Source organism: Cronobacter sp. EKM101R (genome assembly GCF_963888145.1).
GTDB classification, from domain to species: domain Bacteria; phylum Pseudomonadota; class Gammaproteobacteria; order Enterobacterales; family Enterobacteriaceae; genus Cronobacter; species Cronobacter turicensis.
Map to the genome: position 1 here is coordinate 77,293 of NZ_CAWPHW010000071.1, position 12,461 is coordinate 89,753.

Below are 12,461 nucleotides of genomic sequence, written 5' to 3' on the forward strand. Positions count from 1 at the left end.
CCCCAAACCGTAGGCAAGGATAGCGTTGCTCATTATAATCGGCGCCAATTCTAAACTTGCCTGTCGGGCAAACAGAACAACTTACAGAGGTTATCATGGCAATTGAGCGTACTTTTTCCATCATCAAGCCGAACGCAGTCGCTAAAAACGTTATCGGCAGCATTTTCGCGCGTTTTGAATCCGCTGGCTTCAAAATCATCGGCACCAAAATGCTGCACCTGTCTGTTGAGCAGGCGCGTGGTTTCTACGCTGAGCACGAAGGCAAACCGTTCTTTGACGGCCTGGTGGAATTCATGACCTCTGGCCCGATCGTGGTTTCCGTACTGGAAAGCGAAAACGCGGTACAGCGTCACCGCGATCTGCTGGGCGCCACCAACCCGGCGAACGCGCTGGCAGGCACCCTGCGCGCTGACTACGCAGACAGCTTCACCGAAAACGGCACCCACGGTTCCGATTCCGTTGAATCCGCTAACCGCGAAATCGCTTACTTCTTCGGCGAAGGCGAAATCTGCCCGCGTACTCGCTAATTAGCGAAACGGCAAAGCGACATTTACATTTTATTTTCATGATGTCGCTTTAAGCCATGGCGTCACTGCCATAGAATTTGTACAATGCTGCGCCCCGGATGAGCCTGCTCTTACCGGGGCGTCTTCTTTTTTATCAACCCTCCAGAGGCCGTAACGTGTAACAACGAGGCCAGGATCGAATATGTCTGAACACATTGTCACGCCTGAGGATGCCTCAGCGGCGCCTGCTATTAAATCTGAAAAAATTAACCTCCTCGATCTGAACCGCCAGGAGATGCGCGAGTTCTTCAAAACGCTGGGTGAAAAGCCGTTTCGCGCCGATCAGGTGATGAAGTGGATGTATCACTACTGCAGCGATGATTTCGATGAGATGACCGACATTAACAAAGTGCTGCGCGGCAAGCTCAAGGAAGTGGCGGAAATCCGGGCGCCGGAAGTGGTCGAAGAACAGCGTTCTTCCGACGGCACCATTAAGTGGGCGATTGCGGTCGGCGATCAGCGCGTTGAGACGGTCTATATTCCGGAAGACGATCGCGCCACGCTGTGCGTTTCATCCCAGGTGGGCTGCGCGCTGGAGTGCAAATTCTGTTCGACTGCGCAGCAGGGCTTTAACCGCAACCTGCGCGTGTCGGAAATTATCGGCCAGGTATGGCGCGCGGCGAAAATCATCGGCGCGGCGAAAGTAACCGGCCAGCGTCCTATCACCAACGTGGTGATGATGGGCATGGGCGAGCCCCTGCTGAACCTGACCAACGTCGTCCCGGCGATGGAAATCATGCTCGACGATTTCGGCTTTGGGCTGTCCAAACGCCGCGTCACGCTCTCTACCTCCGGCGTTGTGCCGGCGCTGGATAAGCTTGGCGATATGATTGACGTCGCGCTGGCTATCTCTCTGCATGCGCCGAACGATGAAATTCGCGATGAAATTGTACCGATCAACAAAAAGTACAACATCGAAACGTTCCTGGCGGCCGTGCGTCGTTATCTCGACAAATCCAACGCCAACCAGGGCCGCGTGACTATCGAATACGTCATGCTGGATCATGTGAATGACGGCACCGAACACGCGCATCAGCTGGCGGAGCTTCTGAAAGATACGCCGTGCAAGATTAACCTGATTCCGTGGAACCCCTTCCCGGGCGCGCCGTATGGCCGCAGCTCCAACAGCCGTATCGATCGCTTCTCTAAAGTGCTGATGAGCTATGGTTTCACCACGATTGTGCGTAAAACGCGCGGTGACGATATCGACGCGGCCTGCGGACAGCTGGCGGGCGACGTTATCGACCGTACTAAACGCACCATGCGCAAGCGTATGCAGGGTGAACCGATCGCCGTTAAAGCCGTCTGACAGGCAGCGAAAAGCCGGTTAGGTCACGCGAGCAGGCTATCGCGTGACCACTTTCAGCGCAGGCGCAGCGATTGCTGCGTAAAGAAGCGCACACGGTAAATAATTACGGTGCGTTTCTCTGTGCTTTGAGGCAGTATGTAGCGTCGCAACAACATGTTAGCTGGGGCTTTCTGGCTTATCTGGCGTCACTTAACAGACACAGGATAAAAAGCTGGCTATGGTTAACTAACGTTTCTGATTATCGCCTGCGGTGTTATGCCGTTTGCGGCGTTAAAATACGGAAACGGGTAACGGATGACGCGCAGTGCGTGTGTCCGATGAGAATGATTTCGCGGTATGGGCAGACAGGACAGCGAAACGTTGTCTTATTCCTGCCGGTGCCAGTTCCTAATGAAAACAGTACCAGCAGTTGTAGCTAATGAATACTGAAGCCACTCACGAAGAAAATGCATCACATACCACGGGTGAGCGTCTGCGCCTGGCCCGTGAACAACTGGGACTCAGCCAACAGGTTGTGGCGGAACGTTTATGCCTGAAGGTATCCACCGTTCGCGCCATCGAAGAGGACAACGCGCCTGCCGATCTGGCTTCGACGTTCCTGCGCGGTTATATCCGTTCCTATGCGCGTCTGGTGCATGTTCCGGAAGACGAACTGCTTCCGATGCTCGCCAAACAGGCGCCGGTGAGAACCGCACAGGTCGCGCCGATGCAAACCTACGCGCTTGGCAAAAGCCGTAAAAAACGCGACGGCTGGCTGATGAGCTTTACCTGGCTTGTGCTTTTTGTCGTTGTCGGCCTGACGGGCGCCTGGTGGTGGCAAAACCACAAAGCGCAGCAGGAAGAGATCAGCACCATGGCTGACCAGTCCAGCGCCGAGCTGAGCCAGAACGCGGCCAACAGCCCACAATCCGTTCCCCTGAATAACGATACCACCGCTGACGCGCCGCAGGATCAGGCGACGCCGCCTGCGGATCTGCCGTCAGGCGATACCCAGAACACCGCGTCCAACAGCCCGCAGCCGACGCCGATGCCGTCGCCGAATACGGCGAGCCAGCAGCCTGTGGTGGTGCCGCCAAGCCAGGCGAACACCGATACCGCGGCGCAGCAAAATACGACACAGCCGACACAAAGCCAGCTGCCGGTAGGCCAGGCCTCTACGGCGCCTGCGGCGGATGGCAACGCGCTGGTGATGAATTTTACCGCCGATTGCTGGCTTGAAGTGACTGACGCGACCGGTAAGAAATTGTTCAGCGGTCTGCAACGTAAAGATACTAATCTGAATCTGTCCGGTGAGGCCCCGTACCGCCTTAAAATCGGCGCGCCGTCGGCCGTGCAGATTCAGTACCAGGGCAAACCGGTGGATTTGAGCCGTTTTATCAGAACTAACCAGGTTGCGCGTCTGACCCTCAATGCCGAACAATCAGTAACGCAGTAACAGACGGGCAATGAGGGAGATTTGTCATGCATAACGAAGCGCCCATTCAGCGTAGAAAATCTAAACGGATATACGTCGGTAACGTCCCTATCGGCGATGGCGCACCCATCGCCGTGCAGTCTATGACCAATACCCGCACGACGGATGTCGAGGCGACGGTAAACCAAATCAAAGCGCTGGAACGCGTGGGCGCGGATATCGTTCGCGTCTCGGTGCCGACGATGGATGCCGCCGAGGCGTTTCGTCTCATCAAGCAGCAGGTCAATGTTCCGCTGGTTGCGGATATTCACTTCGACTACCGCATTGCGCTCAAAGTGGCGGAGTACGGCGTCGACTGTCTGCGCATCAACCCTGGCAATATCGGCAACGAAGAGCGCATCCGCTCTGTCGTGGATTGCGCGCGCGATAAAAACATTCCGATCCGCATCGGCGTGAACGCCGGATCGCTTGAGAAAGATCTTCAGGAAAAATACGGCGAGCCGACGCCGCAGGCGCTGCTGGAATCCGCCATGCGGCATGTCGATCATCTCGACAGGCTGAATTTCGATCAGTTTAAAGTAAGCGTGAAAGCCTCCGACGTTTTCCTGGCGGTCGAGTCTTATCGCCTGCTGGCGAAGCAGATCGATCAGCCGCTGCATCTCGGGATCACCGAAGCGGGCGGCGCCCGTGCTGGCGCGGTGAAATCTGCGATCGGGCTGGGGCTGCTCTTGTCTGAAGGGATCGGCGACACGCTGCGTATTTCGCTCGCGGCCGATCCGGTGGAAGAGATCAAAGTCGGTTTCGATATCCTGAAATCACTGCGTATTCGTTCGCGCGGCATTAACTTTATCGCCTGCCCGACCTGTTCGCGTCAGGAATTCGATGTGATAGGCACCGTAAACGCGCTGGAGCAGCGCCTGGAAGATATCATCACGCCGATGGATGTTTCGATTATCGGCTGCGTGGTGAATGGTCCGGGCGAAGCGCTGGTCTCGACGCTCGGCGTCACCGGCGGCAACAAGAAAAGCGGCTTCTATGAAGAAGGCGTGCGCAAAGATCGTCTCGATAACGACGACATGATCACGCAGCTGGAAGCGCGCATCCGCGCCAAGGCCTCGATGCTCGACGAGACCCGTCGTATCAGCGTGCAGCAGCTGGAAAAATAACGCAAACGTGGGAAGCGGCGTGCTTCCCGTGTATGATTGAACCCGCGAACCGCCCCAGCCACACCGGAGCGGTCTGTTTCGGGTTCATTTTTTGTATAGAAAAAGAGAATAAACGTGGCAAAAAACATTCAAGCCATCCGCGGCATGAACGATTACCTGCCGGGCGATACCGCCATCTGGCAGCGCATTGAAGGCACACTCAAGCAGGTGCTCGGCAGCTACGGTTACAGCGAAATCCGTTTGCCGATTGTAGAGCAGACCCCGTTGTTCAAACGCGCTATCGGTGAAGTGACCGACGTGGTTGAAAAAGAGATGTATACCTTTGAGGACCGCAACGGCGACAGCCTGACGCTGCGTCCTGAAGGCACCGCGGGCTGCGTGCGCGCCGGCATCGAACATGGTCTGCTGTACAATCAGGAACAGCGCTTATGGTACATCGGCCCGATGTTCCGTCACGAACGTCCGCAGAAAGGGCGCTACCGCCAATTCCATCAGCTGGGTGTCGAAGTGTTTGGCCTGCAGGGCCCGGATATCGATGCCGAACTTATCATGCTGACTGCGCGCTGGTGGCGTGCGCTTGGCATCGCGGAGCACGTTTCGCTGGAGTTGAACTCTATCGGTTCTCTGGAAGCGCGCGCGAACTACCGCGATGCGCTGGTCGCGTTCCTTGAGCAGCATGTCGATAAGCTTGATGAAGACTGCAAACGCCGCATGTATTCGAACCCGCTGCGCGTACTCGACTCTAAAAACCCGGACGTACAGGCGCTGTTAAACGACGCGCCGATGCTGGGCGATTATCTGGATGAAGAATCCCGCGAACATTTCGCCGGTCTGTGCGCTTTCCTGGATGACGCCGGTATCGCTTATACCGTCAACCAGCGCCTGGTGCGCGGTCTCGACTACTACAACCGCACCGTCTTTGAGTGGGTCACTACGAGCCTCGGCTCGCAGGGCACCGTGTGCGCGGGCGGCCGTTACGATGGTCTGGTTGAGCAATTAGGCGGCCGCGCGGCTCCGGCGGTGGGCTTCGCGATGGGCCTTGAGCGCCTCGTTTTACTCGTTCAGGCGGTCAATCCGGAATTTACGGCGGATCCTGTTGTCGATATATACCTGATTGCGTCCGGCAACGGCACGCAGTCGGCGGCAATGCAACTGGCCGAGCGGGTTCGCGACGCGCTGCCGGGCTGCAAGCTGATGACCAACTATGGCGGCGGCAACTTCAAGAAGCAGTTCGCCCGCGCAGACAAATGGGGCGCACGCATCGCGCTGGTGCTGGGCGAGGACGAAGTCGCCAACCGTCAGGTTGTGGTGAAAGATTTGCGCTCAGGTGAGCAGCAGGCGCTTGCGCAAAGCGAACTGGCCGCGCATCTGCAGACGCTGCTGGGCTGATTTCCCGGCGACATATCGTTAAGGAGAAGGACTGCGTGGAAATTTACGAGAACGAAAACGAGCAACTCGACGCGGTAAAGCGTTTCTTTGCTGAAAACGGCAAAGCGCTGGCGGTGGGTGTGGTATTAGGGATTGGCGCGCTGGTTGGCTGGCGTTTCTGGAACGGTTCGCAGGTGGATTCCGCTCGCGAATCGTCGCTGCATTATCAGAATGTGATGACCGATGTGCGCGCAGACGATCCGAAAACCCTGAGCGCGGCGCAGCAGTTTGTCGCTCAGAATCAAAACAGCTACGGTGCGCTGGCCGCGCTGGAACTCGCGCAGCGTTACGTGGATAAAAACGATCTCGCTCAAGCCGCGCAGCAGTTACAGCAGGGCATTGAGAATACGAAGGACGAGAATCTGCGCTCGCTGATTAATCTGCGCCTGGCGCGCATTCAGATCCAGCAGAAACAGGCTGACGCCGCGCTGAAAACCCTGGAAAACGTAAAAGGCGAAAACTGGTCGGCGATGGTTGCCGATCTGCGCGGTGATGCGCTGCTGAGCAAAGGCGATAAGCAGGGCGCGCGCGATGCCTGGAGCAAAGGGGCGGATGATAAAAATTCTCCGGCGCTTGGCGATATGATGCAGATGAAAATCAATAACTTGTCCATCTGAGAGGGACCCGATGCAATTGCGTAAATTAGTTCTGCCAGCGATGCTTTCCGTCACGCTGTTAAGCGGTTGCTCACTGTTTAGCGGTGAAGAAGACGTGGTGAAAATGTCGCCGCTGCCGACCGTCGAAAACCAGTTCGCACCGGAAGTCGCCTGGGACACCTCTGTAGGTAGCGGGATTGGCGATTTTTACTCTAACCTGCACCCGGCGTTCCTTGATAGCAACGTCTACGCGGCCGATCGTCGCGGTACGGTGAAAGCCGTCAACGCGCAGGACGGTAAAGAAATCTGGAGCATCGATCTCTCTGAGAAAACCGGCTTCTTCTCTCGTAACCGTCCGGCGCTGCTCTCTGGCGGCCTGACCGCCGTCGGCGCACATGTTTACGTGGGCAGCGAAAAGGCGCAGGTTTACGCGCTGAATACCTCTGACGGCTCTATTGCCTGGCAGACTAAAGTGGCGGGTGAAGCGCTTTCCCGTCCGGTCGTCAGCGATGGTCTGGTGCTGGTTCATACCAGCAACGGTATGCTGCAGGCGCTGAACGAAAGCGATGGCGCGATTAAGTGGACCGTTAACCTGGATATGCCGTCGCTCTCGCTGCGCGGTGAATCCGCACCGGCGTCCGCGTTTGGCGCGGCGATTGTCGGCGGCGATAACGGCCGCGTCAGCGCGGTGCTGATGCAGCGCGGCCAGTTGATCTGGCAGCAGCGCATCTCGCAGGCGACCGGCGCGACCGAAATCGATCGTCTGAGCGACGTCGACACGACGCCGGTTGTCGTCAACGGCGTGGTTTACGCGCTGGCGTATAACGGCAACCTGACCGCGCTGGATCTGCGCTCCGGTCAGATTATGTGGAAACGCGAGCTGGGCTCGGTGAATGATTTCATCGTTGACGGTGGACGTATCTACCTGGTAGACCAGAACGATAACGTGCTGGCGCTGAATGTGGAAGGCGGCGTTACGCTCTGGACACAGACGCAGCTGCTGCACCGTAATCTGACCGCGCCGGTGCTCTATAATGGATCGCTGGTGGTAGGCGACAGCGAAGGTTACCTGCACTGGATGGATACCGATAACGGGCGTTTCGTGGCTCAGCAAAAAGTGGATAGCTCTGGCTTCCAGACCGAGCCGGTCGTGGCGGATAACAAGATCCTTATCCAGGCCAAAGACGGTACGCTCTACGCGATTACGCGTTAACAGACAGGCGTAGCACAGCTAAAACGGCTCCTGATTATTGCAGGGGCCGTTTCCTGTTTTCTGAAGCCCGTGGATTTTCTGCGGGTTTAACAATGATTTATCAGTAATGAGGCTTTAAGAATGATACCTGTGGTCGCGCTGGTCGGGCGCCCTAACGTCGGAAAATCCACGTTGTTCAACCGTTTAACCCGCACCCGGGATGCGCTGGTAGCGGATTTCCCGGGGCTGACGCGTGACCGCAAATATGGTCGTGCCGAAGTGGAAGGACGTGAATTTATCTGCATCGATACCGGTGGTATCGACGGTGCGGAAGAGGGCGTGGAAACCCGCATGGCGGAACAGTCGCTGCTGGCGATTGAAGAAGCCGATGTGGTGCTTTTCATGGTGGACGCCCGCGCTGGCCTGATGCCTGCGGATGAGGCTATCGCTAAACATCTGCGCAGCCGCCAGAAACCGACGTTCCTGGTCGCCAACAAAACCGACGGTCTCGATCCGGATCAGGCCGTCGCGGATTTCTATTCGCTTGGTCTCGGTGAAATTCACCCGATCGCGGCCTCTCATGGCCGTGGCGTGACGTCGCTGCTGGAGCACGTACTGGTGCCGTGGATGGACGATGTCGATCCGCCGGAAGAAGTGGATGAAGAAGCCGAATATTGGGCGCAGTTTGAAGCCGAGCAGAACGGTGAAGTCGTCGAAGAAGAAGAAGACGACTTCAACCCGCAGGATCTGCCGATCAAACTGGCTATCGTCGGCCGCCCGAACGTTGGTAAGTCAACCCTTACTAACCGTATTCTTGGCGAAGACCGCGTCGTGGTCTTTGACATGCCGGGCACCACGCGCGACAGCATCTACATTCCGATGGAGCGTGACGGGCGCGAGTTCGTCCTTATCGATACGGCGGGCGTGCGTAAACGCGGCAAAATAACCGATGTGGTTGAGAAGTTCTCGGTTATCAAAACGCTGCAGGCAATTGAAGACGCGAACGTCGTGCTGCTGGTCATTGACGCCCGTGAAGGCATCTCCGATCAGGATCTCTCGCTGCTGGGCTTTATCCTTAACAGCGGTCGTTCGCTGGTTATCGTCGTCAACAAGTGGGACGGCCTGAGCCAGGAAGTGAAAGATGAAGTGAAAGAGACGCTGGATTACCGTCTCGGCTTTATCGATTTCGCTCGCGTACACTTTATCTCCGCGCTGCACGGCAGCGGCGTAGGCAACCTGTTTGAATCGGTACGCGAAGCCTACGACAGCTCCACGCGCCGCGTCAGTACAGCGCTGCTGACCCGCATCATGAAAATGGCGGAAGAAGACCATCAGCCGCCGATGGTGCGCGGTCGTCGCGTGAAGCTGAAATATGCGCATGCGGGCGGTTATAACCCGCCGATTGTGGTTATCCACGGCAGCCAGGTAAAAGACCTGCCGGATTCCTACAAGCGTTATCTGATGAACTACTTCCGCAAATCGCTGGATGTGATGGGCACGCCTATCCGCATTCAGTTCAAGGAAGGGGCGAACCCGTTCGCCAACAAGCGCAACACCCTGACGCCAAACCAGCTGCGTAAGCGTAAGCGCCTGATTAAGCACATCAAGAAAAGTAAATAACCGGAGCGGGAGTCATTATGACTCCCGCTGTGTTTTTAAGGAGGTATCGCGTGGAATTACGTTGTCCGAACTGTCAGCACGAGCTTGAACAAAGCGTGCGCGGCGCGCATTGCTCTGTGTGTCATCAGGATTATCGGGTTGAGGCGCGTTGTCCCGAATGCCACCAGCCGCTGGAGGTGCTCAAAGCATGCGGCGCGGTGGACTATTTCTGCCGTAACGGCCACGGGCTGATTTCCAGCAAACGCGTGGAATTTACGCTACAGGCGCATTAGTCGCAGATGCAGTCTTCGCCGCGCTTCCAGAGCTCGCGCAGCCCTTCCGGCGCGGCGTTTTCCGGCACCAGCAGAACGATGTCGGCGTAGCCCGCCTGATTATGCTGCGTCCAGAGGATCTGGATGCGGAAGTAGCGCTGATCGCCGCGCCCTGGCGAATCGGGCTGGCCTGGCGGGGACGCCTCTGGCAGCGCCTGATGCAGAATATCGATAAGCCGCTGACGCTGCTGGGCGTTTAACTCAGCGACGGCGATGCGCCGCTGTCCGGCCAGGCGTGGCATATACGCCACGCCGCCTTCACGCGCCAGCTCCACGACGGCGTCATCCGTCAGATCTGGCAAATCCATTACAACACTCCTGTGGTTTTCCACGCTTGTTCAATGGCCTGCGCCACGCTGTCGCCGGAGCGTTTACGGCCATGCTCGATAGTCAGCTTCGCGAAGCTTGCAAAATCCGCATTTTGCGAGAGTGAGCGGTCACAAACTGTGTCATACCATGCATAACCGGCTTTTTCCCAGGCGTAACCGCCAATGGCCGTCGCCGCCAGATAAAACGCGCGGTTCGGAATGCCGGAGTTGATATGCACGCCGCCGTTATCTTCACGGGTTTTCACATAGTCTTTCATGTGGCCGGGTTGCGGATCCTTGCCGAGCAGCGGGTCGTCGTACGCGGTGCCGGGCTCTGACATTGAGCGCAGCCCTTTGCCGTTAATACCTTCCGCCAGCAGTCCTTCGCCGATGATCCAGTCCGCCTGATCTGCCGTCTGCTGGCGTTGATACTGTTTCACCAGCGAGCCGAAGACGTCAGAAAGCGATTCGTTGAGCGCGCCCGCCTGCTCGAAATAAATCAGCCCGGCTTCGGTTTCCGTCACGCCATGGCTGAGCTCATGGCCCACCACGTCAATGGCGATAGTAAAACGGTTGAAAATTTCGCCATCACCGTCGCCGAAGACCATCTGCTGCCCGTTCCAGAAGGCGTTCTGGTATTCGCGTCCATAATGGACAGTGCCGCTCAGCACCAGCCCTTTGTTGTCCAGCGAATCGCGCTTATAAGCTTTCCAGAAAAATTCGTGCGTGACGCCGAGATAGTCGTAGGCTTCATCCACGGCGACGTCGCCATTCGAAGGCTCGCCTTCGCGGCGCACAATCTGGCCAGGTAGTTCTTCGCGGTTCTGCGCGTCATAGATATCGCGCTCCAGCTCGCCCTTCGCGGAAACGTGCGCGACGGCGGCTTTCGCATGGTGATGCGCCATCAGGGTCTGGACGTGGGTGAGGGTCTGGCGCGCTTTCTGCTGCTGGGGCTCTGAGCCATGATCGATAATGCGGCGCAGAATGTACGGGGGAATGACGGTTGGATAACGTGACTGGTTCATAGGGTCTCCTTACACGGCAAGTGCCGTTGAAAAAACCAACACTTGCAGTATAGTTCGCGACCAGACAGGTGCCCCTGAGGTTTATCCTGTTTTCTTTTTGCGCGTCTTTTTAGCGGGCGTAATCTGGCGCACTTCGCTTTCCACCCAGCCGTCCGCGAGCCGCGTGGTCAGCGTATCGCCGGGCTGCACCTGCTTCGTCGCTTTAAGCACGTTGCCATCCTGCGCCGTGGTGACGCTGTAGCCGCGCGCCAGCGTCGCGAGCGGGCTGACGGCTTCCAGATGTGTGATGGCGTTGCCGAAGCGCTCACGCGTGTGGCTCAGGCGTGCGGTGACGAGCTGTGCAAGGCGATACTCCAGCTGCTGAATACGCGCCGAGGCGCGGTGCAGACGCGGCAGCGGCTGCTGCTGGTTCAGGCGTTGCGTCAGGCGAGCCTGACGCTGCGTGGCCTGGCGCATCCGGCTGTCCAGCGCGTTGTCCATACGCTGGCGCAGGCGCATCAGCAGCGTCTGCTGGCGGGCAAGGCGCAACTGCGGGTGTTGCTGCTCAAGACGGTGATGCAGGCGCGTAAAACGCTGCTGGCGGTTAGCCAGCGAGTAGTCCATCGCCATTTCCAGACGCTGCTGTAACCCCTGCACCTGGCGCAGCAGCTCCAGCTGGTTGCGGCTGACGATTTCGGCCGCGGCGGACGGCGTCGGCGCGCGTAAATCCGCGACGAAATCGGCAATGGTAACGTCGGTCTCATGGCCGACAGCGCTGACGACGGGAATGCGGCTTGCGAAAATCGCCCGCGCGACGCGCTCGTCGTTGAAGCTCCACAAATCTTCCAGCGAGCCGCCGCCGCGCCCGACGATTAACACGTCGCATTCGTCGCGCAGGTTGGCAAGCTCAATGGCGCGCACGATTTGCGCGGGCGCGTCGTCGCCCTGTACCGCGGTGGGGTAGATAACCACCGGCAGCGACGGATCGCGACGGCGTAACACATTCAGCACATCATGCAGCGCCGCGCCGGTTTTCGACGTAATCACGCCGACCTGGCGCGCCGGAGAGGGCAGTGGTTTTTTCAGCGCCGGATCGAACAACCCTTCGGCGGCGAGCTGCTGCTTGAGCTGTTCATAACGCTGTTGCAGCAGGCCTTCACCGGCGGGCTGCATGCTTTCGACGATGATTTGATAGTCGCCGCGCGGCTCGTAGAGCGTGATATTAGCGCGCACCAGCACCTGCTGGCCGTGTTGGGGACGAAAGGTAACGCGGCGGTTGCTGTTGCGGAACATCGCACAGCGTACCTGGGCGGTGTCGTCTTTGAGCGTAAAGTACCAGTGGCCGGACGCGGGCTGGGTGAAATTCGAGATTTCGCCGCTGATCCAGACCTGGCCCATCTCCTGTTCAAGCAGCAGACGCACGCTCTGGTTAAGGCGGCTGACGGTAAAAATTGAGGGTGTCTGAGTAAGCGGCATGTGAGCTGGATCAAATTTTAAATCAGCGGGTTATTCAATCGATAGTAACCTGCGCGCTAACTATCGCAACC

12 protein-coding genes are annotated in these 12,461 nt (G+C 57.8%); 9 read left to right on the plus strand and 3 right to left on the minus strand.

Features of this window, described 5'->3' with window-relative positions:
* Positions 1 to 95: 95 nt before the first annotated feature.
* The 9 genes from ndk to AACV31_RS21870 all read left to right on the plus strand — a co-directional run bounded on the left by ndk (position 96) and on the right by AACV31_RS21870 (position 9,563).
* On the plus strand, positions 96 to 527 hold the full coding sequence (gene ndk / locus AACV31_RS21830; RefSeq protein WP_007712751.1) for a nucleoside-diphosphate kinase: 432 nt from the start codon (positions 96 to 98) through the stop codon (positions 525 to 527).
* Positions 528 to 708: 181 nt separating this feature from the next.
* On the plus strand, positions 709 to 1,875 hold the full coding sequence (locus AACV31_RS21835) for a bifunctional tRNA (adenosine(37)-C2)-methyltransferase TrmG/ribosomal RNA large subunit methyltransferase RlmN (protein ID WP_007763195.1): 1,167 nt from the start codon (positions 709 to 711) through the stop codon (positions 1,873 to 1,875).
* Between the two features lie 418 nt (positions 1,876 to 2,293).
* Positions 2,294 to 3,310, plus strand: a complete 1,017-nt coding sequence (gene rodZ, locus AACV31_RS21840; protein WP_075198235.1) for a cytoskeleton protein RodZ — start codon at positions 2,294 to 2,296, stop codon at positions 3,308 to 3,310.
* Positions 3,311 to 3,336: 26 nt separating this feature from the next.
* On the plus strand, positions 3,337 to 4,455 hold the full coding sequence (gene ispG, locus AACV31_RS21845; protein ID WP_015742101.1) for a flavodoxin-dependent (E)-4-hydroxy-3-methylbut-2-enyl-diphosphate synthase: 1,119 nt from the start codon (positions 3,337 to 3,339) through the stop codon (positions 4,453 to 4,455).
* A gap of 114 nt (positions 4,456 to 4,569) precedes the next feature.
* Positions 4,570 to 5,844: a histidine--tRNA ligase gene (gene hisS, locus AACV31_RS21850; RefSeq protein WP_015742100.1), complete on the plus strand. Its 1,275-nt coding sequence runs from the start codon at positions 4,570 to 4,572 to the stop codon at positions 5,842 to 5,844.
* A 35-nt stretch (positions 5,845 to 5,879) separates the two neighbouring features.
* Entirely contained in the window at positions 5,880 to 6,500 is a 621-nt protein-coding gene (locus AACV31_RS21855) for a YfgM family protein (RefSeq protein WP_105537958.1), read from the plus strand.
* A 10-nt stretch (positions 6,501 to 6,510) separates the two neighbouring features.
* Complete coding sequence (gene bamB, locus AACV31_RS21860) at positions 6,511 to 7,692, plus strand: outer membrane protein assembly factor BamB (protein WP_165156037.1); 1,182 nt, start codon at positions 6,511 to 6,513, stop codon at positions 7,690 to 7,692.
* A 120-nt stretch (positions 7,693 to 7,812) separates the two neighbouring features.
* Positions 7,813 to 9,291 (plus strand): ribosome biogenesis GTPase Der, encoded by a 1,479-nt coding sequence (der, locus tag AACV31_RS21865; RefSeq protein WP_007763176.1) that lies wholly within the window; start codon positions 7,813 to 7,815, stop codon positions 9,289 to 9,291.
* 50 nt (positions 9,292 to 9,341) lie between these two features.
* Complete coding sequence (locus AACV31_RS21870) at positions 9,342 to 9,563, plus strand: zinc ribbon domain-containing protein (protein ID WP_165156039.1); 222 nt, start codon at positions 9,342 to 9,344, stop codon at positions 9,561 to 9,563.
* On the opposite strand, the gene AACV31_RS21875 is transcribed toward AACV31_RS21870, so the two are convergent.
* The 3 genes from AACV31_RS21875 to xseA all read right to left on the minus strand — a co-directional run bounded on the left by AACV31_RS21875 (position 9,560) and on the right by xseA (position 12,390).
* Entirely contained in the window at positions 9,560 to 9,910 is a 351-nt protein-coding gene (locus AACV31_RS21875) for a protealysin inhibitor emfourin (RefSeq protein WP_038856527.1), read from the minus strand. The two genes, AACV31_RS21870 and AACV31_RS21875, sit on opposite strands and share 4 nt — an antisense overlap.
* Positions 9,910 to 10,935, minus strand: a complete 1,026-nt coding sequence (locus AACV31_RS21880) for a M4 family metallopeptidase (protein ID WP_165156041.1) — start codon at positions 10,933 to 10,935, stop codon at positions 9,910 to 9,912. Before AACV31_RS21880 ends, AACV31_RS21875 begins: the two co-directional genes overlap by 1 nt.
* Before the next feature lie 81 nt (positions 10,936 to 11,016).
* Entirely contained in the window at positions 11,017 to 12,390 is a 1,374-nt protein-coding gene (gene xseA / locus AACV31_RS21885; RefSeq protein ID WP_105537956.1) for an exodeoxyribonuclease VII large subunit, read from the minus strand.
* Positions 12,391 to 12,461 lie beyond the last annotated feature (71 nt).